At 48.2% G+C, this 25,751-nt stretch carries 3 protein-coding genes (1 of these 3 running past the window's edge); all 3 read left to right on the plus strand.

Features of this window, described 5'->3' with window-relative positions:
* Tightly spaced (each overlapping or abutting the next), the 3 genes in view from L1D50_RS00185 to L1D50_RS00195 form a layout consistent with a single transcriptional unit that may run on beyond the window.
* Positions 1-9,927: a non-ribosomal peptide synthetase/type I polyketide synthase gene (locus L1D50_RS00185; RefSeq protein WP_239965269.1), complete on the plus strand. Its 9,927-nt coding sequence runs from the start codon at positions 1-3 to the stop codon at positions 9,925-9,927.
* A complete protein-coding gene (locus L1D50_RS00190; protein ID WP_239965270.1) occupies positions 9,927-19,754 on the plus strand; it encodes a non-ribosomal peptide synthetase in 9,828 nt (3,275 codons plus the stop codon). Before L1D50_RS00185 ends, L1D50_RS00190 begins: the two co-directional genes overlap by 1 nt.
* Positions 19,754-25,751, plus strand: the beginning of a protein-coding gene (locus L1D50_RS00195; protein WP_239965271.1) for a non-ribosomal peptide synthetase. The gene runs 6,059 nt beyond the window's last position; only the first 5,998 of its 12,057 coding nucleotides appear in the window; the start codon lies at positions 19,754-19,756; its stop codon lies off the right edge, out of view. Before L1D50_RS00190 ends, L1D50_RS00195 begins: the two co-directional genes overlap by 1 nt.

Consider the following 25,751-nt stretch of genomic DNA (forward strand, 5'->3'; position numbering starts at 1 on the left):
ATGAATACAAATATTGTTACTATACTCGCGGGTTTAGCGCGTACTCGATCTCAAGATATTGCCTATCAGTATTTTTACGATGAGGCATTACCAAGTAAAACCATTTCCTACCAAGAACTACATGAACGTGCAGCATCCATTGCTGAGACATTGAGTGAATATTTTGAACCGGGTGACAGAGCGTTGTTACTGTACAACTCTGGATTTGAATTTATTGAAGCCTTTTTCGCTTGTTTATACGCAGGGATCATTGCGGTACCGGTTTATCCACCCAAGAAGAATCAAAACGTTGATCGTCTGCGCGCTATCATTGAAGACGCAGGTGCCAAAGGTGCGCTTACCAGTGAAAAGATTAATGAAATCGCCAAGCCATTGCTTGATTCTGAGCCAAGCCTAGCGCAGTTAGCACTATTTACTACCGATAACATTGCACTTAAATCGACCACTCAACAGTGGCCTCGAGCGGACATTCATGGTGGGCAACTGGCATTTTTACAATATACCTCAGGCTCGACGGGCACACCTAAGGGCGTAATGGTAACCCACGACAATATTCTTGATAATCAGGCGCTCATGAAAGAAGCGTTTGGTCATGATAGCAACTCTGCGATTGTAAGCTGGTTGCCTCATTTCCATGATATGGGACTGATTTTTGGCATTATGCACCCAATTTACATCGGTGCGACAGCTGCGCTGATGAATCCGGCTTATTTCCTGCAAAAACCACTGCGTTGGTTAAAGCTGCTTTCCCAAACCAAAGCTTTAACGTCAAGCGCGCCAAACTTTGCCTATGACCTGTGTGTGGACACCGTCAAAGATGAAGACCTTAAAGACTTAGATTTGTCCCATTGGCGTTCGGCATTAAATGGCGCAGAGCCAGTGCGTGCCAGCACGTTAGAGCGCTTTTATCAAAAGTTTAAAGTATGTGGCTTACAAAGAGAGAGTATCTCACCTTGTTACGGCATGGCAGAAACCACCTTATTTGCAACCGGTGGCCGTCTTCTAGAAAAGCCAAGAATATTACGTATTGATGCGACCAAGCTACAGCAGGGTAAAGCCGAACTAGTCGCAGATGAAGACGTAGTAGATGTATTTTATGCATTAGATGTGGCTGATGACCAGCAGCCTTATTACGCCGTATCTTCTGGCGTGAGTTGGGGCGAGCATAGCATTGCGGTTGTTAACCCAGAGTCTTTTGAAGTCTGCAATGATGGTGAAACCGGAGAAATTTGGGTAACTGGCCCAAGTGTAGCAAAGGGGTATTGGAATAACCCAGCGGCAACCGAGGCTACGTTTCATGCCAGAATTAAAGGTGCTGACCAGCGAGATTACCTTCGTACTGGTGATTTAGGCTTTATCCAGCGTGGGGAATTATTCGTTACAGGGCGCGCCAAAGACGTACTTATCTTCCGCGGTAAAAACTACTACCCGCAAGATATAGAGCTTACGGTTACAGAAGCAAGCGATAGTTTAGAACAAAATGGCGGCGCAGCGTTTTCGGTCGCCGCTAATGGTGATGAAGAGCGTTTGGTGATAGTACAACAGGTAAAGCGTACTGCACTAAGAAAGTTAAATGCTGAGCAGGTATTACAGCAGATAACCGCTGCGATCGTTGAGCACCACGGCATTACGCCTTATGACATCGTATTGATAAAGCCTGGTCGCATTCATAAAACCTCGAGCGGTAAAATTCAGCGCCAAGAGAATAAGCGCAGTTATTTAGCCAATAATTTTGAAGTAATTGCGCGTGCCCGTGAAGAAGCTACGCCACAACAAGCTGAGGCGCCATCATCTTCGTCGTCACTACAGCAAATTCAGCGGTTATTACAAGAGTTAGTCGCACAAGAAATAGATAAGCCCGCGCGTAGTTTGGATATCGACGCGCCATTCTTGGCGTTAGGTGTGGATTCGATGAAAGCGGTGCGGATCTCTGGGGAGTTAATGGAAGTACACGAGCTAGACCTTGAGCCTACGGTACTTTACGAATATCCCTCAATTCGCGAACTAGCCCAGTATTTGAGTCAGTTTAGTACGCTTACTCAAGCCCTAGGAGAGGCAGAGCTTAACGAGTCGAAAGGTGCCACTGAGCAAGCGAATAAGACGCAAGCTTCTCGCCGAGCTGAAGATATTGCGGATACAGATATTGCCGTGATTGGTATGGCCTGTCGTTATCCTTCAGCAAATGGATTAGATGCATTTTGGCAGCTGTTAAGTCAGCAGGGCGATGGGGTCACCACGCCAGATCCTAAGCGCCAGCAGCTTTGCCCGAATCTTGAAGCCGACCGACTCGGTGGCTATTTAGAGAATGTCGATGAGTTTGATGCTGCATTATTCGGGATCTCGCCACTTGAATCTAAGCATATCGACCCACAACATAGATTACTGCTCCAAACGACTTATCACGCCATACAACATGCCGGTTACCAACCCGCCACGCTCGCTGGTAGCGATATTGGCGTGTATGTTGGTATATCACAAAATGACTACTTTTTATTGTCGCAACAACAGCAAAAAAGTACCGCGTATTTAGGTACAGGCACAGCACTGAGCATTGCTGCAAACCGTATTTCTTATAGCTTTAATTTTACCGGCCCAAGTGTGGCGATTGATACGGCGTGCTCGTCATCGCTGGTGGCGCTTCATCATGCAATTCAAGCGCTAAGAAATGGAGAAACAAACGCAGCATTGGTGGCGGGCGTTAATCTAATTCTGAGCGATGATGTGACTAAGGCCTGTGAAAACGCACAGATGTTAGCAGCAGACGGCCATTGCAAAACCTTTTCACAGGCAGCGGATGGCTATGTGCGAAGTGAAGGTGTTGGGGTGGTGATGCTAAAGCCGCTACAACAAGCCATGGCAGACAACGACCCGATTGTTGGTGTACTCAAAGGCAGTGCAATTAATCAAGACGGCCGCAGTAATGGTATTACCGCGCCAAATAGTGCCGCGCAACAGGCGGTGATCAATGCTGCCCTTGATAATGCCAAGATGCAGGCGGGAGATATCCACTATGTGGAAACCCATGGTACGGGTACGGAGCTTGGCGATCCTATCGAGATCACAGCATTAAACCGCACGTATGGAGAACACCATAGTCGTCATGATCCGGTTATTCTCGGTGCGGTAAAAGCGAATATTGGTCACCTAGAGTCCGGTGCGGGTATTGCTGGGCTTATCAAAACGCTACTGTGTTTACAGCATGGGCAAATTCCTGCACAGCGCTATAGTGAGGCGCTCAATCCGCATATTCCATGGCAAAAGCTCCCATTTATGGTGCCGCAAAACATGCAGACATGGCCTGTACAACAGGGGGGAATCAGAGCCGCTGGATTAAGCTCTTTTGGTTTTGGTGGTACTAATGCACATGTGATCTGCGTGCAAGCGCCTGTGCCTAAACCCGACATGCAAGCTGAAGTAACACCGCCTTCGTTTTATCTATTGCCTCTGGCCGCTAAATCGAAAGCGGCATTGCAGAAACTTGCTGGTCACTATAGTGAACGATTGTCGAGTTTGACTCCTCAAGCATTTGATGACTTCTGCGCACAAAATGCCGAGCAAGTACCGCTTAAAGGTGTGCATAAAATGTTTAGTGGTGTGAGTAGAGAAGCACTTATTTCGCAACTGAATAGTCCTATTATTGTTGAACAGTCCTCGGCAAATGCTGCTCCAGATGTCGCGTTTTTGTTCACCGGACAAGGTTCGCAATACCCCTTGATGGCTCACTCTTTATATCAACACCACGCGGTGTTTCGCAGTCACTTAGATGAAATTGACAGCCTGATTGGCGAGCGCTTTGGAGCACGCCTGTTGGATGTGTTATTCGATGAAAAGCATAGTGAACTACTGGCACAAACCCGTTGGACGCAAGTGAGCTTGTTTGCCGTCGAATACAGTTTGGCAAACTTATTGATGCATTATGGAGTAAAGCCATCTCAGCTGCTCAGTCATAGCGTTGGTGAGTATGCAGCGGCTTGTATTGCGGGTGTGTTTTCGCTTCGTGATGGCGTTGAGTTGATTGCAGCGCGTGGTCAGCTAATGCATGAATTACCGATAAAAGGCAGCATGATCGCCGCAAGATGTGATGAAAGAGCCGCACGTAATTGCTTGAGCGAGTATCAGGAGCAAGTGGTTATCTCAGCCTTCCATGGTGAGGCTGGGGTCGTATTCTCCGGTGCTGATGAAGCAATCACTGCCCTCAGTGACGTACTTGCAGCACAGAAAATTAAAGTAAAAGCGCTACATACGGCGAACGCTTTCCACTCTCCACTGATGGCTCCCATGCTAGAGGCCTTTAGGAAAGTCGCTGAACAGGTTAGCTTTCAACAGCCTCGGCTGCCTTTTGTTTCGTCCATGACGGGGCAAGTAGAGACCGCACGCATTGCAACAGCTGAGTATTGGGTTGAGCAAATTATGGCACCGGTTCGCTTTGTTGACTGTGTAACTGCGCTTGAGTCACTAGAGCATGGCTTAGCGATTGAGCTTGGTCCTAAACCTATTTTGAGTGGTTTACTACAAGAAAACAGCAATAACAAAGCGCTCAATTATACCCATGTATTGCACCCCAAAGGCGATGACTGCATGAGGTTCGCCGAGTGTTTAGGCACATACCTTGATTTAGGCGGGGCGCTCGAATGGCAACAGGTGTATGGCAATCGCCCGAGCGCTAGAGTGAGTTTGCCGCAATATCCATTTGATTGCAGCTCATACTGGGTTTTTGGTACTGAACAATCACAGCCCGAAGCTCTGACTGTGGTGGATACAAGTGACCGTGATGCTCAGATCCGCAGCTTTGTGCTCAATACCTTAGCGGGACTCTTGTCGATGCCCGCTGATGCTATCCAAACCAACCTCCCGTTGCTAGAAATGGGGGTTGATTCGTTGATGATTATGCAGGCCGTTAGAGTGTACGAACGGGAATTCGGTTTAGAGTTTAGTGTTCGCCAATTTTATCAAGAGCTCAGCGATGTCGATAAGTTAGTGGCCTATATTCAACGCCATAGTGACTATCTCAAAGCGCCGCAGGGTTCACAACAAGCTGGTAGTTTGCCATCACCTGTATCGATAACGACTGATACGCCAAAAGGTAGTGTAGTAGAGGCTGACAACCACACGCTTGTCGCTATCTATCAGGCGCAATTGCAGGCGGCAAGCACAGTAACCAACGCCGAAGCGAGAGCCGCGTTAGAAGCTGTGGTGGGACAGCAGTTACGCCATATTCAGGGCGTAAAAATTGAAAACAGTGCAGTCACCACAACAGCAACTGTGGTATCAAAACCCCAGCTGAGCAGCGCTCAATCAGTATTACCAGGCGCACAGCAAAAACAAGTGCAGCATGCCAATAGCAGCCCAGCCATACGTCAACACCTTGCTGCATTGAGTGACTCTTACATTGCGAAAACGCACAGTTCAAAAGCGCTGGTGAGCGAATATCGCGCACGCCTTGCGGACTGCCGTGCTTCGGCGGGTTTTAGACTGTCGAGCAAAGAGCTACTTTATCCGGTGTTTTCTAAGCGCTGTGAGGGCGCATATATCTGGGATATTGATGATAATCGCTATATTGATATCACCATGGACTTTGGTACTAACTTATTTGGTCATAATCCTGACTTTATCAAAGCTGCGCTGGCGCAACAGCTTGAAGCGGGTATGCAACTGGGGCTTGCAAGTCCTGATGCACCTGAGGTTGCTGCACTTATCTGTGAGCTGACTGGGCTTGAGCGGGCATCGTTTTGTAACTCTGGTACAGAGGCGGTAATGACAGCGCTACGCCTAGCAAGAACAGTGACCAAACGCGATAAAATTGTTCAGTTCTCAGGTGCGTACCATGGGCACTATGATGGTACTTTAGCAACTGAATCGCCAGAGCACGGCGTAGAGGCAATGTGTGCTGGAGTGCGCTACGGCGCAATCGCCGATAATCTTGTTTTACCTTATGGTGATGATGAAGCGCTTGAGATCATTACCCGAGAGGCACAACATATTGCCGCGGTGATTGTTGAACCGGTACAAAGCCGTCATCCTGAAAATCAGCCTTGGGCGTTTTTACGTAAACTTCGTACGCTCACTGAAGCACATGGTATTGCCCTTATTTTTGATGAAATGATCACTGGCTTTAGAGCACATCCCGGTGGCGTTCAAGGTTTGCTTGGTATTAAGGCCGATATGGCAACCTACGGCAAAATCGTCGGTGGAGGTATGCCTATCGGTGTGGTCGCGGGGGCAGCCACCTATCTTGATGCCATTGACGGCGGCAATTGGCAATACGGAGATGATTCTTACCCTTTGACCGATACCACCTTCTTCGCCGGAACTTTTTGTAAACACCCAATGACCATGGCAAGCGCCAAGGCGGTGTTGCAAGCGATTAAATCGCAAGGTCCAGCGTTACAACAAGGGATCAACGACAAAACCGCGGCATTTAAAGCACATCTCAATGCGTTTTTTGAAACCCATGACGTACCCATTCGAATAGAAGCATTTGCCTCATTATTCCGTTTTCGCTTTTCACAAAATCTTGATGTGTTCTTTTATGAAATGCTAGAGCGCGGTGTGTTTATCTGGGAAGGACGAAACTGCTTTTTCAGCGCCGCGCACACAGATGAAGACATTACAGCGGTGATAAACGCAGTTGAAGCCAGTGTACTTAGCTTAAAACGTGCGGGTTATTTTGGTGAAGCGAGCCAAAGTGATGACGATGCTGCATTTCCACTTAGCCATAGCCAGCAACAGCTATTAGCGCTGGCGTTGACCTCAAGCGATGGAGCGAGCGCATATCAATTACAAGCGACGGTAAAGCTCTCCGGTAAGCTCGACTTAGCGCGGTTGCAACAAGCCGTTACTGCGCTCTGCCGCGACTTCCCAATCTTGCGTTTTGGTGTTGATAGTGAGCGCTTAATGCAATATTGCCGAGTGGAAAAAGCCGAGCTGCATGTTGAATCATGGAGCGAAGACGACCAAGCAGCATTGCAGGCGCGGTTATCCGCGCTGCGTTATCAACCGTTTGACTTTGCAAAAGACCCACTTTGTAGAGTGACGCTGTTGAGTGATGGCAAAGCGCAACACTATTTAAGTGTGGTGGCCCATCATGTGATCTGCGATGGCCTTTCACTACAAATGGTGCTGGAAGCAATCGCTGAGCGCTACAATCAAGATGCAAAACAAAATGAGGTGGCGAGCCGAGCGGTCTCCTTTAGTCACTACGTTGATAGCTTGCAGGCATATTCGCATTCACCAGCAGCTGCAAAAAACCAAGCTTTTTGGCATCAATGCTTAGCCAGTTCAACACCACTTGAGCTACCAAAATCAACGATGGTGAGTGCGGCTTCATACCAAGTCAAACAGCTCACATTACCCATTTCGTCGAGTGCAATCCGAAACACTGAGACCCTTGCCCAGTCTTTACGCTGTGGGCAATTTGCAACTATGCTTGCACTTTATTGCTTGTGGCTACACAAGTTAAGTGGTCAGACGGTGATAAGTGTAGGTGTGCCGGTATCAGATAGGCAACGGCTGGCATCACAGTTTGAGCCTGAGTTACTCGACCAAGCCTTACTGGGCTATTGCACCAATATCTTACCCATTGTGGTTGATATGGCAGGCCTTAACACTATCGGTGAACTGGTACAACGGGTGCAAAATACCTTACTTGATGCTTTTGATCACCAAACCCACCCGTATGCAAGCCTTGCGGATGAACAGCTAATTCTACCTAGTACTTTGTTTAATCTAGATAAAGTTACTACTTTGCCGAGCTTTAACGGGTTAGAAGTTGAGGTACAGCCAAGTGTCGCTAAATTTGGCCAATTTGAACTGACGACAAATATGACCTGTGTTGCGGGACAGTGGTCACTGTTAGTGGAATATCACACTGCGCAATTTGATACTGAATTAATGACCCAGTACGTGGCTAAGTTTGTCCATTTGCTATCGCAGGTTCAAGGCAGCACACCGATAGGGGCTCAAAATGAGTTGATACAAAATAGTGATGATGTGTATCGATTGGTTGAGTTACCGCTACAGCACGAGAAATCGGTCAAGGCCGCGACGAGTTTCATTGAAACGTGGCAGCACAATGTGTCGCGTTGCAGTGCACGTACGGCACTGGTAACGGATGATGTGAGTCTCAGTTATGAGGCGCTAGATGCGCGTGTTAACCAGCTCGCTCACTACTTGATGAAGCAGCAGGTAACACCCAATAGTATCGTGGCAGTGGCATTACCACGCCGGGCGGAGCTGTTGATAGCACTTATGGCGGTGATGAAAGTAGGGGCGGCATTTTTACCACTTGATCTTACCTTTCCTGACGAGCGCATCGCGCATATTTTGCATGATGCCAAAGTGAGAGTTGTGCTGTGTGATGCCACTGGTGCGGAGTCTGCGTTATTCAATCATGGTGGTTTAAAGCGAGTCTGCATGGATAGCGATGCGGAAGAAATTGCCAAAAGTTCGACTCGCAGCCCAAGCTTGCTAATTCAAGCTCAGCAGCGAGCGTACGTGATTTATACCTCTGGCTCAACGGGCCAACCCAAAGGCGTTGAAGTCAATCACGGGGCATTTGCTAATTTGCTTGCATCTATGTGTCGCGAGCCGGGGCTGGTGGCAGATGACCGCTTATTGGCTATCACCACGGTGGCGTTTGATATTGCCTTGCTAGAATTGTTTGGACCGTTACTGGTTGGTGCGTCTGTGGTGCTGGCAAGTGATGAAAGTATTAGCGATCCTGCTGTGCTTGGCGCGCTTATCGAGCAGCAACAGGTAACTGTGATGCAGGCAACGCCAACGTTATGGCAATTACTGCTAAATGCGGCGCCAGCATGTACCTCTGGCATCAAAGTGTGGAGTGGCGGCGAGCCTTTACCTCAGGCACTGGCCGCGCAGTTACTTAGTCACAGCAAAGCGGTTTATAACTTATACGGGCCAACCGAAACCACGATTTGGTCGGCGGTGGCACATATCGACAATGCCGCAGAGGTAACCATTGGTAAAGCGATACAAAATACCAGCTTATTTGTGCTCCCAACCGAGTGTCATGGTGAAGGGTTGCCTTTACCCGATGGCGTATGGGGCGAGTTATACATTGGTGGCAGTGGCGTTGCTATGGGCTATTTACATCAAGCGGAGCTGACCCAGCAGCGCTTTATCAATCATCAATTTACAGCTTCCATTAGTCGCCGTTTATACAAAACGGGAGACAAAGCGAGACGGTTAGCTGATGGCCGCTTTGAAGTAAAAGGGCGCTTAGATAACCAAATTAAGCTTCATGGTCACCGCATAGAGCTTGGTGATATTAGCCATCATTTGGGGCGGATACTCAATAGCAGTGAAGTCGATGTTTGTGTGCAAACACTAGCAACAGGCTCTTGTCTATGTGGGTATATTGTTGATGATGGTGAGTTATCTACCGAGTGGTCTTCGCCTCGGCTGCGCCAAGTGCTTGGTGAGTGGTTACCAAGTTACATGGTGCCTGAGCATTTTGTTTGGTTAAGTCAATGGCCGATGACACCAAATGGTAAGCGCGACCGCAAAGCACTGCCAAAGCCAGTGGCAGAAAAAGCCTCAGAAATATGCACCTTGACTCCCCGCACTGAAACAGAAAAACAGCTGCACCAGCACTATATCTCGCTACTCCCTGTTGAGCAGTTGGGCGTCACAGCACGTTTTGTGGATAGCGGTGGCAATTCGGTGATTGGTATGCAGTTGGTATCGAGACTCAACCAAGCTTTCAATATTAAATTGACCATTGGCGACATCTTTGAGCATGCCTGTATTGCAGAGCTTGCCGAATGTATAGAAGCGCTGAAACAAGCCCATGATGCCATGGCGCTGGAAGCGCAAACTCCAAATGTAGAAAAAGTCAGTGATATTGTGAGCGATCGTGATTTGAGCGCTGCACTGAGTGATAAATCCATGACGGAGATGGACTTGTAATGATGGATAACTTTGCAATAAAACAGTGGTTAGATGAGCTTGATCGTCAACAGATTTATGTTTATTTACAGCAGGATAAATTAAAACTTAGAACACCGCTTGGGCAGGTGCCTGAGGGTATTCTGGATAAGATAAAGACGCACAAAACTACGCTTATCACCTACCTTCAGGGGCAACAAAAGCAATCTACCGCGCTATCTGCTGCGCAGCAAAGAATGTGGTTTATTGATAAGTATGAAGGAGGCACCGCGGCATACAATATGGCTGGGCTCGTTAAATTATCGCAGCCATTTTTAGTCACGGACATTGAACAAGCCTTGAACCGCGTGGTAGCTAAGCACGATATTTTAAGAGCAAGGTTTACCACGGTTGAAGGGAAGGTAGTGCAGCAAATTGAACCTGCTGAGGCGATGAAAATTGCTGTGATTACCGTGGATGAAGAAGCGCTACCCAATCAGCTACCAGAGTCGATTAAACAGGCTGTACGGTATCAGTTTGATCTTGCCAACGAATCGCTGCTGCAAGTGACGGCTTTAGTGAGTAACTCTCATACTGATTGCCGCTGGTTACTCGTTAACATGCATCATATTATTAGTGATGGCTGGAGCGTGACTGTATTTATCAACGCACTGCTGTATGAGCTAACAGAGATGTGTGTTGAGCTTCCCGATTTACAGTATGTTGACTATGTGCACTGGGAGCAGCAATTAAGACAATCCCCAGACTATCAACAGCAATTGGCCTATTGGACTGAGCAGTTAGAGGCATTTACACCGTTTGAATTACCCACCAGCTATCCAAGAAAAAAAGAAAAGCAGTACCAAGGTGGCACAGTTCGTTGTTCGTTTAACGCAGAACAAATACAACGATTAGATAAAGCTTGCCACAACGATGGCGTAACACATTTTACCGCCTTGCTGGGCGTGTTCTACATCTTGCTTTATCGTTACAGTGAGCTAGCCGATATTACCTTAGGGGTGCCGGTTGCAAATCGTCAGCAAAGCGAGTTTGAAACTATGCTTGGCTGCTTTATTAATACCTTGCCATTGCGAATGCAGATAAACGGTGAACACTCCATGAGTGAGGCGATTAAGGCACTACAAGGTCAAGTATTGCAAGGGCTTAGTAATCAAAATGCTGCCGTGGAAGACATCATTGAAGCGTTAGAGCTACCCAAATCCGCAGCGCATTCCGCCTTGTTCCAAGTGTTATTTAACTACAATGGTGTGGCGAGTAATAAGGTGTCGGTAAATAACCAATTAGAAGCCGAGTTAATTGCCCTAGATAATGACACTGCGAAATTTGACTTAACCCTATCTGTTGATGATACAGATGATGCCTTTGTGTGTGACTTTGTTTATGCAACAGGGCTTTATAAGCATGTGCTTATTCAGCAATTTGCCGATGATTATTTGGCACTCGTCCAGTGCTACTGTGCTAAAGAAACGCTGCCGATTGACGACTTGGTGCTCAAATCAACGAACGTACCGACAAAGGCGGCGGATATTAATCACAACATCAGCCAGCCGGCGCTGGTGCTACAAGTAATCAGAAATATAGCGCAAACTCAAGGTGATGCGATTGCAGTGGTTGTGCCAAGTACCAATGGCGAAGCATCACGCACCCTGACGTATCAGCAGTTGTATGCCCAAAGTTTGCAAATTGCCAACAACTTAGATGTTCCAGCGTCAATCATTGCGCTGATAACTACGGGTGATATGAGTGACATTGTCACTATGCTTGGCGTAATGCAAAGTGGTCGCGCGTATCTACCTATTGATGGCAATATGCCCACTGCCAGAGCGCTACAAATGCTAGCGCAAGCTAATTGTAATACGGTGGTGGTAAGTGTCGAAACGCCACTTTGCCAAGCGCTACGAGAAGCTGACATCTGGGTGCTTACATATAGTGAGCTGAGCCAAAACAAAGAAGCGCCGCAGCAAACTTATTCACCAAGTTTTGATGATAGCGCGTATGTGTTGTTTACTTCTGGTTCTACTGGTGTGCCCAAAGGGGTTGAGATCAGCCATGGCGCGCTGAGCCACTATTGCAGCAGCATCGCGGCGAGATTGAGTTACAACCAAGATACGCGAGCGGGCGTAGTCACAGGACTTGCCACGGATTTATGCTTAACGGCTGTGTATCCGGTGCTTACTCATGGCGGCACTGTGGTACTCACCCTTGCAAACCAAGCCCCAGAACCCGCTGAAATTGCAGCCAAGTTAGTGGCTGAGCAAGTTAACTTGATAAAATTAACCCCTTCTTTTGCCGCGGTGCTTTTGCCTCAGTTTGCTGAGCAAAAGCCCGCTATTTCGCAGTGGGTGTTAGGTGGAGAAGCATTGGGTGAGCAACTTGTTGATAGCATTCGTGCGCTGACGCCCACGGCGCGTATTTTCAACCATTATGGTCCGACGGAGGCTTGTGTTGGAGTGGTTTGTCATGAAGTCACAGACAGCAGACTAACCGGCCACAGTTATCCAATCGGTGCGCCGTTGGCACATGTTACTACCTGCGTACTCAACAAACAGGGGAAGCCAACACCCGCTGGCATGCCCGGTGAGCTCTATATTGGCGGGCCGAGCCTCGCCAAGGGGTATATAAATGCGCCTTCAGAGACCGCAGCTCAGTTTACAAGTAGCTTGCAACATAGTGCCCAATGCGCCCGTTTTTACCGCAGTGGTGATAGCGTTAGGCTGAATGCGAGCGGCGAGCTTGAATTTCTCGGTCGAATTGACAAACAAGCGAAAATTCGCGGTTACCGCGTTGACCTTAATGAAATAGAAGCTGCACTGGTAGCGCTTGATGAGGTATCGCAGGCTGCAGTCGTGGTGCGCAAGCTCGGCAAACAAGATGCCTTGGTTGCTTTTGTGGTAAGTGTTGATGGCAGCCAGTGCGCCGCAACCAATCTGCGCGAGGTGATCCGCCAAGGCTTGAAGCGTCGCTTGCCTGAGCCGATGATCCCAAGCTGGATAGAGCTTTGCCAGCACTTACCCACCTTGAGTAATGGCAAGATAGACCGCCAACAATTACAGTCTTTGGCATTAACTTCTCAAAGCCAAAGTAGTGAGGTGACAAGTGCGTTGCAGCGACAGTTAATCACACTCTATCAAACCTTAACAGGCGCACCAGAAGTGGGGCTGCACGATAGCTTTTTCAGCATCGGTGGTCACTCTTTATTGGCAATGCAATTACTCAATGAACTAAGAGCCCAGCTCTCGGTGGAGGTGAGCTTAAAGCAACTGTTTGCCAATCCTAGCGTATTTGAACTAAGCGAGATACAGGCTAACTCTCAGTCACAGTCCTCTTTACCAAGTCTACAACCTGCACCATCACAGCCTAGTTATCCTTTGTCATTTGCACAGCGGCGCTTATGGTTTGTTGACCAACTGCAAGGACACAGCAACCAATATAATCTACAGGGCATATTCCAATTACAAGGCAAGCTGAATGCTGAGGCCTTGGAGCAAGCCTTTATTGCTGTGGTTAGGCAACATCCAGTCTTGGCGTTTAATTACCATCAAAATGCGCAAGGAGAACCGCAGCAAAGCATTAACCTTGATGCTAGATTTACCCTGGTTAAGCACGACTGGACAGGTAAATCCGCTGAGCAACAAGCACATGCGTTAGAGCAGGCCATCGCAGAAGATTACGCAACTAGCTTCGATTTAAGTCGTGATTTAATGCTGCGCGCCATTCTTTATCAACAAGAGGGGATGCAGGCTACCCTTGTTATCACCTTACATCATATCGCAGCCGATGGTTGGTCTATTGCCTGTTTGAGTGAGGCTTTAGGACTGGCTTACAAAGCCGCGCTCAGCGGCAAAATCTTAGCATTGCAAGAGGTGCATTATGTTGATTATGTAATGTGGCAACAGCAGTTGGAGCAGAGTTCGCTATGGCAACAGGAGCTCGACTATTGGCGTAAGCAATTACAAGGTCTGCCCAAGGTGCATGAATTACCGCTTGATTACCGCAGAGAAGCAACAACCTCTGCGCGCGGCGCGTTAGTGATTGAGCCCATACCTGCAGCGCTGGTCAGTGCGCTTCGAGCGTATCAAACTCGTTCAGGGCAAACCTTATTCGTGTTACTACAAACGCTATTTTCCTTATGGTTAAGCCGCTTTTCTCAACAGCGCGACGTGGTTGTCGGGACGCCGGTATCAGGGCGTCACCTTAAAGCATTTGAAAGTATGATTGGTAACTTTATCAATACCTTAGTGCTTAGGAGCAAGTGGAGCGAAGACACCAGCTTTACTCAAGCGCTACAGCAAACCCAAGGCTTACTCAACGACGCGTTGCAACACCAACATATTCCCTTCGATGTGTTAGTGGATGAGCTAGACGTTGAACGCTCAAGCGCCCAGCATCCACTGCATCAAATCGTGTTTCGGGTAAATAACCAGGTAAATGAAAACCTTACACTAGAACAATTGGAAGTGACGCCGTGCCAAAGTAAAGTACGCGGTGCCAAATTAGATTTGGAAGTCGCAGTGATAGACGAGGGCGATGTACTCACCGTTGAATGGCTTTATGACAGCAATTTGTGGCACGAAGCGAGTGTGGTTAGTTTCCATCAGCAGTTTTGTTATGTGTTATCGCAGTGTCTTGCTGAGCCAAATATCCCGTTGTCAGCATTGTCATTGTGGCCCGCTGAGCAGCAGTTAGCGCTATTAAAACAGCAGCAAAGTGTTGCGGTAGAAGTGACAGAGCAACAGCCATGGGTGACTCAGTTTAGTCAGGTGGCTCTTCAGACCCCTCTACAGACTGCGGTGCGCATGGGAGAGTTCACTTGTAGTTATCTCACTTTAGAAAAATGCGCGAACCAACTTGCTAATAGCTTATTAGAAATGGCATTTGCCGAGCAAAGTCGCATTGCTATTTTACTGCCGTCTTCGAGTTACATGGTGGCCGCGGTGCTGGCAATATTAAAAGCGCGCCATACCTATGTGCCTATTCATCATGACACGCCAACCGATACCTTAGCCTACATCATGAATGATGCAGATATCGTATTGACGCTGGCGCTAAGTAAAGATGCCGAGCGTTTGATTGAAGCCAGTAGTGACTTTTTGTTGCTTGATGATTTGTTTGAAGCCGAGGGGAATTTTGCGTTTTACGATACCAGTTTGTTGGTAGATGAAGACGCTGCTGCATTTAAAGAGGCCGAGCTTGCCTATGTTATTTATACCTCAGGTTCAACTGGGCAGCCAAAAGGGGTGCCCATTAGTCATAGCAACCTCAATAATTATCTACGTTTTGCGTCTCAGCGTTACCTACCACAATCCGGCGATATAACCAAAGCAGTACTTAGTACACCGCTGGCGTTTGATGCGACGGTAACCGCCTTAGTGCCTATTTTAATGCGAGGCGGAGAGCTTGAGCTGCTCCCCACAGGCGCCGAATTGTTGCCTGCATTACATGAACAGATTTTTGCCGCGACGGAAGCTAAATTATTCAAGTTAACACCGGCTCACTTACGCGCGGTATTGGCATTAAGTGACGCACAAACTTATAGCAATATTGCTCACCGATTTGTGGTTGGCGGTGAAGGGCTGAGCGCAGCTTTGGTCAATAAGCTGATGGATAAGCTCCCTAATGCTCAGTGGATAAACGAATATGGCCCAACTGAGACAACAGTCGGCTGTAGTATCTATGCTGTAAGCCGTGAGTCGCGCCACTTGTTAGCGGGCCACGAAGAAGTGCCTATTGGCCATGCTATCGATAATATGACCCTTGCGGTAGTCGATGAGTTTGGTCAGCTGGCTTTACCTAATATGCCCGGAGAGCTTTGGCTTGCGGGAGAAGGGGTGTGTGAAGGTTATATTAATCTCGCGAGTGTGACGCAAGCACGCTTTGTTGATCAAGCGGTGCCTGCGTCTGGTACTTCAAGCATGCGTTGGTATCGCAGTGGCGACAAGGCAAAGTGGCAGGCGAATGCGCGCGCAGAGGCTGACTACCTTTGTTATTTGGGGCGGTTAGATGAGCAAGTCAAACTGCGCGGCTACCGTATTTCTCTTGTGGCAATCGCCCATCAAATCGACGCGTTGACGCAAGTAAAAAGCTGCGCTGTGAGTGTTGATGAAGCGCAAGAAAGCCTAGTGGCTCATGTGGTCTTACATGACGAGGCTAAGCTCACACTTGTGCAGTTGCGCCAAGCTTTATCGCAGTCGCTGCCCAGTTACATGTTACCTGCCGCGCTGGATGTCGTTGCTGATATTCCGCTGACTGCAAACGCAAAAGTAGACAAGCAAGCATTACAGTTAGCCTATCAGGCACAGGCGAAAAGCCAAGAGGCCGCTGAGATAATTGATGGGTCTAAGCTCACAGGTACACAGCGTTATTTACTTGAGTTATATCGTGAGCTACTGCCGAGTCAAGTAGAGAGTATTAACGACAGCTTCTTTGACTTAGGCGGGCATTCACTGCTTGCCATAAAAGTGATCAGCCGAGTGCGCAGTGAGCAGCAGCGAGATATCACCTTGCCACAACTCTTTGATGCGCCAAGTATTGCAGCGTTTGCTGAAGTGATAACCGCAAGTTCGATGATTGCGCACAGTAATACCATTGAGCCGGTATCAAGAGCCCAAGCGTTACCCCTTTCTTTTGCTCAGCAGCGTTTATGGTTAATCGACCAGTTACATGAGCAAAGTCTGCAATACCATATGCCAGCGAGCTATTGGTGTGAAGGTGCCTTAGATATTGACGCTTTAACGCAAGCGTTAAGCGCGATTGTTGCACGTCATGAAGTGCTCCGTACGGTCATCGTTCCTGCAAGTGGTGAGCACGGTGCTGTGCAGCAGGTTCGTGATCAAGTAGCCTGTCCTGTGGAATTAGTGGATTTGTCTGGGCTGAATAACGCAGAGCAACAGCTGCGTTGGCAAGCATTACAGCAGCAATCGCTCAGCAAGCCTTTTGATTTATGCCAAGACACTATGCTGCGCGTTATCTGTGTACAGTTTAGTCACAACCAATTTGGACTTTTGTTTAACATGCACCACATTGCCAGCGATGGTTGGTCAATGGCGCTGCTGGCGAAAGAATTTGTGGCGTTTTATCGGCACTTTAGTGAAACGCCAGCGTATCCCGTGCCAGAGCAATACGCTAAACCACTAGCGGTGCAGTATGCAGACTTTGCCTACTGGCAGCAAAAACAGCAAGATAGCTATCAGGCTGATCTTGCCTATTGGCAAACTCAGTTGCAGCAGTGTCCTGTTGTTCATGAATTACCGCTGGACTTTGAGCGACCACAAGTTCAGTCCCTTGATGGTGAGTGTATTCGCCATACCCTTACGACGTCGCAAGTTGAGGCGATAAAAGCGCATTGCCAAGCACAAGGGGTAACCTTGTATATGTGGCTGCAAAGTGCCTTTTCGCTGTTGATGCTTCGTCTTAGCCAAACGCAGGATATTGTCATTGGCTCGCCCATTGCCGGACGTGAGGTAAAAGAGTTAGAGGGATTACTGGGTTGCTTTGTGAATACCTTAGCTATTCGCACTCGCAAAGTGGGGTCGCCTTCATTTAACGATTGGCTAAGTGAGCAAAAGCAGGTGATTTTAGCGGCGTTTGCCCATCAGAGTTTACCCTTTGAACAACTTGTTGATGCCATTAATCCTCCGCGCAGCTTAGCGCATTCACCCGTGTTACAAATACTCTTTGCACTACAAAATAACGAACAAAGTGACTTCGAGCTACCTCATCTTAAAATCGAGCAACAGCTTGATCTTAAGCCTGCAATGAAGTTCGACTTAGAAGTCAATGCACAAGAATTTGGCAGTGAGATTGCAGTGCAGTGGAATTATGCCAAAGCCTTGTTTAAACACACTAGCGTGCAGGAGATGGTTGATGCTTTTGTAACCTTAATTGATGCTGCGCTCACAAGCCCTGAGCAAAGCGTAAATACCTTACCATTAGTCGATAGCAAAACACTCAGCGAGCTAACGTCTGCCACGCAAGCACAGCCGCAATCTCCTTGGTTTATCAGCGATAAAATACGAGACTTTGCTCAGCACCGGGCGCACCATAATGCTGTACGAGATATGACTGGCAAGCGGTTAAGTTTTGGCGAATTGGAGCTACAAAGTAACAAGCTAGCGCGTTACTTGATTGAGCAAGGCGTAACAGCAAAGTCGCAGGTAGCAATGAGCTTAGCGCCAAGCTGTGAGCAAGTTGTGGCACTGTTGGCAATCTTAAAAGTTGGGGCTATGTATGTGCCGCTTGACCCCAATGCACCGAGTCAGCGTCAGCACTATATATTGCGTGACAGTAAAGCGACTTGCCTTATCACCACCTCAGCGCTACTTCCAAACAGCACAGTTCTCAGCTGCCGTGTGATGCTAATAGACATCGAGCAGGATTGGCAGAACATGCCTGTAGAGGCGCTTGCGCCATTAAGCGATATTGATGCGCCAGCTTATATGATTTATACCTCAGGCACCACGGGGCAACCCAAAGGCGTGATGATAAGCCATCGCAACTTGCACCTTTATCTTGAGCACGTGAGCCGCAGTTATGTCAAAAGCGATTTACATGAGAGTATTGTCAGCACACCTTTAGCATTTGATGCGACAGTAACGAGCTTATGGGGCGCGCTGGTTAATGGTCTTGGCGTTGTATTGTTAAGCGATGGCGGGCAGTTAATCACAGAGCTAAGTGAATGTTTAGCGCGCGATGAGGCGCTGCTGTTCAAGGTAACTCCAGCCCACTTGCAAGGCGTGCTGGCGCGATTACAACCGAGCAATGCTGCGCACCATATTGTGGTGGGGGGAGAAGCCCTATCTAGCAGCGTGGTAGCTCAAGTTGGGGCACTGGTGCCTCAGGCTCATTTTTACAATGAATATGGCCCAACAGAAGCAACGGTTGGGTGCTGTGTGTATCGCTGTAGCGGCCAAGATGCGGTTGCGCTTGCACAGCAATCACAGCGCTTTGTGCCAATTGGTAACGCCATTCAAGGCACTGATTTGGTGGTATTGGATCAGCATCAACAGCCTGTGCCTATGGGCATGCCCGGTGAGCTATACATCGCAGGCGATAATGTGGCTCAGGCGTATTTTGGGTTGCCTGAACTCAGCGCCAGTAGATTTGTGTCATTGTCTTTGAACAATGACTCACAGCGTTATTATCAGACGGGCGACCAAGTGCGCTGGCTGCTAGATGAAGAGGGTTGCCCTTGCATGCTGCAATTTATTGGTCGTCGAGACAATCAAATTAAGCTGCGTGGTTATCGCATTGAGCTTGATGAGATCGCAGCCCAGCTTGAGCAACTAGATGCAGTGCAACAAGCACATGTGTTACTCAACGAAAGTAAAGATAACTTACTGGCCTGTATGGTGCTAACTACGCCATCGCACAGTGATGCCATCTGTGAGCTTGAACAAGCGCTACACACTCAGGTTTTAACCTCGTTAGCAGAGGTCCTGCCAAGTTATATGTTGCCTTACAAACTGTATGCTCTAGCCGCTATGCCGCTTACCAATAACGGCAAAGTAGACGCAGGAGCACTTGCACAACTGGTGCAGTCGCAACAGACGCAAGCGCTTACAGCACCTTTAGCTCCCATGACTGAACTACAAACGCTACTGGCAGAAGTTTTTGCTCAAGTGCTCAATACCCAAGTTCGAGATATTAACAGTAACTTTTTTGAATTAGGGGGGCACTCTTTATCAGCAAGCCAAGCGGTTGCCTTAATTGAACAGGCGCTTGAGGTGCCCATCACCTTGAAAATATTGTTCGAGCGGCCAAGCGTAAGCGCACTTGCAACTTGGTGTGAGATCCATCGTGCAGCCAAAGCGGCGGACGTAAACGGTCAGTCTGAGGAGATGTTTTTGTGATGAATGAACAGCAAAGACAGATAGAGGCATTGATCGCAGAAGCATTAGCAGCTGGCGTGACCTTGTATGAAAAAAACGGTGGCTTGGCATTTAAGCAAACCGCTGGATTTCCTCCACAGTTAAAACAGCAAGTAGTTGAATATAAATCAGAGATCATTGCTTACTTTCAGCAGCAAAGCCGTGATATGGCGAAATCTTCACCGCATATTATCGCGCAGCCAAATGCGGGGAAGGACTTACCGCTGAGCTTTGCACAAGAGGGACTTTGGTTTATAGAGCAGTTGCAAGGCAGCAAACAGTATTATATGCCCGCCGAGTTTTTGTTACGCGGCGAGCTTAGTATTCCCGCAATGCGTAGCGCTGTGCAAGATGTGGTGCTACGCCACGACATACTGCGCGCTAGGTTTGTAAAAAATGAACAAGATGGCCAACCCCAGCTGCAAATAACGGATGATATTAGTGCGCCGTTCGAGTGGCTTGATGCCAGTGTAGCAGCTGAGGAGACAAGGCAAGCCTACATTGCTTCGCGCATCGCAGCACATCAAAACAAGCCTTTTGACTTGGCTCATGATTGTTTGCTTCGCGTGCTGGTGGTGAGTGATGGCGATGAACATCACCTTGCATTTAATATGCATCATATTGTCTCTGATGGGGCTTCAATGGCGCTACTTGCACAAGAGATAGAAGCTGGCTATCGCAAACACATAGGCGCACCTTATACGCCGCTTGTAACTATGCAGGTGCAATATAGTGATTTTAGCCAGTGGCAGCGAGCACAGCTAACGCCAGAGCGCATCGAAGCACCACTGGCGCAACTAAAACAGCAATTTAGCGAATTAGCGCCGTTGCAGTCATTGCCTTGTGATTTTGTTCGTCCTGCGATTCAGTCATTAACAGGGAAAGTATATCGCCAAGCGCTTGATACGTCGTTATTTGCGGCGATTTCGACACAAGCGAAGTCGCTCCAACTGACCCCCTTTATGTGGCTGCTCAATACCTTTATGTTGTTTATCGCAAGGCTTATGCAATCGCAGCAGGTAGTTGTTGGCACGCCAGAGCTTGGCCGTCATCACCCTGAATTAACGCCGTTAATTGGCTTGTTCGTTAATACCCTCGTGATGCAAGCAAAGCTCGAAAGTGATATGCCATTTAGCCAATGGTTGCAGCAACAAAAAGCCCTCAACCTAGCGGCGTTTGAATATCGCGATATTCCTTTTGATAAAGTGGTTGAAGCGATTGGCGCTCCAAGAGATTTAAGTCACCACCCGCTAGTACAAATATTATTTACACTGGAAACCCGTAATGAGCGCGCTTTTACACTTCCGGGGTTATCGGTTCAAGAAGTGCAAAAAAAGCAGGCGGACAGCACTCCAGTAAAGTGCGACTTAGAACTCAATGCGGTGATTGATGAGCAGGCACTTTATTTACATTGGAAGTTTGATGGTCATCTTTACACTGAAGAGACCATCAAACATTGGGCGGATTGCTTTTATACGCTGCTTCAGGCGTGTGTTACAGCGCCTCATACCGCCGTTGGTGAACTTGCGTTACTGAGTCAAAAACAGCAGCAAGCTTTAATAACGGGTGCGCAATGCCATGGGGCAACTTGGCCTAAGCAAGACACTATCACCAGCTTATTCACGCGCTATGTCGAGCGCTTTGCCACACATACCGCCGTGCAAGATAGCACGACTGTGCTGAGTTATCGTGAGCTCAATACCCGAGTCGATGCGCTGGCGATAATGCTGTTACAGAAAGGGGTCACGCCACGAACCATGTTGGTGGTGAGTGTATCACGTAGCATTGAGATGATAGTGACCTTGCTGGCAGTGCTTAGAGTGGGTGCCGCCTACGTGCCAGTAGATCCCGACTACCCGCAAGAACGCATTGAATATATTTTGGAAGACGTGCAAAGCCCATGGCTGCTTTGTGATAACGCCACGCAGGCACAGTTTAGTCAGCTCTCATACCAGCTAATTAATGTGTCACAGGCAGAACGTCAGGTCAGCCGCGAAGCTCTCAAGCAGCTTGATGCTATTCAGATTGAGCCGCAAGATTTGGCTTATATTATCTATACCTCTGGCACTACAGGGCGACCAAAAGGCGTACAAATTGAGCACCGTCATGTGGTGCGGTTACTCCATGTTGAGCCCAACTTATTCGATTTTAATGAGCAAGATGTTTGGACCTTGTTTCATTCCTTCTGCTTTGATTTCTCTGTGTGGGAAATGTATGGCGCGTTACTCTTTGGTGGTCGTCTTGTGGTTGTGGATAAAGCCACTGCGCAAGACACCCAAGCTTTTGCTCAGCTGTTGGTTGATGCCCAGGTTACGGTCTTAAATCAAACACCAAGTGCGTTTTACGCGCTACAAGCCACGCTACTCAATGACAGTCACTTGGCGAGTGAATGTGCAGTGCGGTACGTAATTTTTGGTGGTGAAGCGCTACAGCCGAGTAAGCTACAACCTTGGGCACAGCAGTTACCAAATTGCCAGTTAATCAATATGTATGGCATTACTGAAACCACGGTACATGTTACGTTTAAAGCGCTGGAGCCTGCGGATCTGACGCTCGGCACCAGTAATATAGGTCGTGCTATTCCGACCACCAGCTGCTATGTACTTGATGACAAGCAAAGGCTCTTGCCGCAAGGTGCCGTGGGCGAGTTGTACGTAGGGGGCGAGGGGGTTTGTCGGGGGTATTGGCAACGTGACGAATTAAACGCAACTCGCTTTATTCAAAACCCATTTAGTGCAGCACCTGATCAGCGGCTATATCGCTCGGGCGATCTCGTGCGGCTAATGGCCAGCGGTGAGCTGAGCTACGTTGGCCGAATTGACGACCAAGTAAAGGTTCGGGGTTATCGTATTGAATTAGGCGAAATTGAAAACCAGTTGCGCCATCATCCCGAAGTGGCTGAGGTCACTGTGCTGTTAAATCGGCAAGACCCAGAAAATGTCTGGATTTGCGCCTTTGTGGTGTTACACAAACAGGTCGAGTTCGACGACATCACTTTAGTCATGCAGCAGTTTTTAAAACAAAATTTACCCGACCATATGTTGCCTGCCAAAGTGCAAGCGGTGGCAGCCATGCCACTGACCAGCAATGGCAAAGTAGATAAAAAAGCACTATTGCAGCAACTTGATACAAGCGTTAACGAAAACACTTATGAAGCACCGATTGGCGAGCTTGAAACCCAACTTGCAAGCTATTTTTCCGAGATACTGCAGCGCGAGTCAGTTGGTCGCTATGACGACTTTTTTAGACTCGGCGGACACTCGCTACTTGCTGCAAAACTGGCAAATCATATTCGCAAAACGCTGCAAATTGAGTTACCGCTGCAAGCGATTTTTACGCACCCTACAGTACAAGGTTTAGCGGCTGCACTTGAAAAGCAAGACACGCAGCTAAGTACTATTGCTGTGGTGGATAAAACCAATGGTGTAGCGTTGTCTTTTGCTCAGCAGCGTTTATGGACATTAGATCAAATGCAGCAGGGCAGCCAGCAATATCAAATTCAAGCGTTATTGGCGTTTTCAGGAAAGCTTGATCTGAGCGCATTCGAGCAAAGTTGGCAAAAGGTGCTGTCACGGCATCAGGTTTTGCACTCGGCTATTACCAACACCAACGGTCAGCCTAAACAGTACCTTGTGGCTTTGCCTGAGCATTTTGTTACGCTTATTGACGTCTCCACACAATCGCCGCTGTGGCAAAACTTGCTTTGGCAGCGTGCGGTACGAGACGACCAAGCGCAGGGTTTTGATCTTAGTAAAGATCTAATGATCCGTGCAACTCTGGTTCGATTCTCATCAGGCTATCATCGTCTTATCGTCAATATGCACCATATTGCTAGTGATGCTCAGTCTATTGAAGTATTAATGCGAGAGCTCACACAGTTTTATGCCCATTACACCCAAGGCTGTGAACTTGCCCATGACTTGATTGCGCCACCTGAGGTGCAATACGCGGATTATGCCCATTGGCATCGAGCACAGTGCCAAGGCGCGCAGCAAAGTGCAGACATGGCATTTTGGTCTGCGCACCTTGACGATGCGCCGCCACTGCATCAATTACCGCTCGATACGCCTCGTGGGCAGGTCGTGAACAATAGCGCGCAAGCATTTACTGAGCAGCTAAGCGCTGAAACATGGCAACGGCTGCAACAGTATTGTCAGCGTTTGGGAATAACCCCGTTTATTTGGTTGCATAGCGCATATGCGGTGGTGCTCGCTAAGTTTAGCCAAGTGGATGATATTGTGATTGGTGCGCCATTTTCAGGGCGGCATCACCCACAAGTGGAACAGTTGATTGGCTTTTTCGTCAATGCCTTGCCAATTCGCGTGAAGCTCGATTGGCAGCAGAGTTTCAGCCAACTACTCGATATACAAAAAGAGCAAATTGAACAATTACATCAACACCAATCACTTCCCTTTGAGCAGCTCATTGACCACCTTGGTGTTAGCAGAGAGCTAAGTCACCAAAGTGTTTTCCAGTTGAGTTTTGCGTTTAATCCCGAGCCACAGCACACACCAGAGTTTGTAGGCCTTAGCACGGAAGTTTTAACGTCGGAAAACATGCGTGCCAAGTTTGATCTTGAGCTCAGTGCAACAGTAAGTGGGCAAGGGTTGAGACTGCACTGGCTATACAACAGTGGACTATTTGAAAGAGAAACTGTGGCTAGCATTGCAGAGTGTTTTAATGCCGTGATAGTGCAATTACTCGCGCAACCTGAGTGCCCGCTTGCGGATATAAAACTTTGCAAGGAGCAGCCGCTAGAGAATCATGCGATTTCAGGCAAATCAGCGCCGGAACATTTCGAGCAGTCAGTGCTTGAGCAAATTGAGCGACATATGGCAGAGCCTGCACAAGCTGAGCGGCTCGCAGTAATTGACACAAACTCAAATCAAACCTTGAGTTATGGTGAGCTTAATGAAAGAGCCAAGGCATTGGCGGCGCTGTTATTAAGCGAAGGGCTGCAACCAGAGCAGTCTGTGCTTGTTGCGATGACGGGTAGCGCAGATCTCATTGTGGCGATGTTGGCTGTGTTAAAAGCGGGTGGATGTTATGTACCTGTTGACCCTCATTACCCTCAAGCGCGAGTCAATTACATCGCTAAAGACAGCAGCGCTGCGCTGGTTTTAACAAAGTGTGAGTTTGCCGCTCGCTTTGAGGTAGCAGAGTTAGATGATAACGACATTGAGGCTGAATATCGCTCCCCACATGTTATGTGTGTTGATAACGCCAACGTGCAAGCGCGCCTTGCGACAATATCACTACCTCAGCAGTTTCCAAAAGTTAAAGCGGAGCAGCTGGCCTATGTGATTTATACCTCAGGCACAACAGGTAATCCTAAAGGCGTGATGATAGCCCATCAAGGGTTGGCGAATTTATGTGGTTGGCACCGACGAGCTTTTGCGGTGGATGATCATAGCGTAGCGAGTCAAACCGCCAACCCGGCCTTTGACGCGGCAACATGGGAAATTTGGCCTTATTTATGTGCTGGCGCGAGCCTCGTGTGTGTGACAAAAGCGGTGCTACAGTCACCGGCCGAATTAACAGCCTGTTTCAATACACACCAAGTCACGCATAGTTTTATTGCAACGCCAATCGCTCAAGCGCTGCTCACTGAGTCTTTGTTTAACCCGCAAAGCTTGCGCTATTTATTGGTTGGCGGCGATAAATTCGCTGCGCTTCAAGCAAAAGAATACGGATTTACCTTAGTCAATAACTATGGACCCACCGAAGCCTCGGTGGTCGCGACTTCAGGTGTGGTTGAGTTTGACGGAAAGGTGCCAGATATCGGCTTGCCCGTCGACAATAGCCAGCTATTTATTTTAGACCCACAGCTGCGAGCTGTGCCACCGGGGATGATTGGGGAGTTATATATAACCGGAGCGGGACTTGCTAGAGGGTATTTACATCAACCACAGCTTAGTGCTGAGCGTTTTATTGAGCTACAAGTCTCTCCCTCGCACACGGTGCGAGCCTATAAAACGG

This window comes from Pseudoalteromonas sp. Isolate6 (assembly GCF_022398435.1).
Taxonomy (GTDB): domain Bacteria; phylum Pseudomonadota; class Gammaproteobacteria; order Enterobacterales; family Alteromonadaceae; genus Pseudoalteromonas; species Pseudoalteromonas galatheae.

Excerpts from the sequence above, each read along its gene's own strand:
- L1D50_RS00185 (WP_239965269.1), top strand. The coding sequence starts at position 1 with ATGAATACAAATATTGTTACTATACTCGCGGGTTTAGCGCGTACTCGA.
- L1D50_RS00190 (WP_239965270.1), top strand. The coding sequence starts at position 9,927 with ATGATGGATAACTTTGCAATAAAACAGTGGTTAGATGAGCTTGATCGT.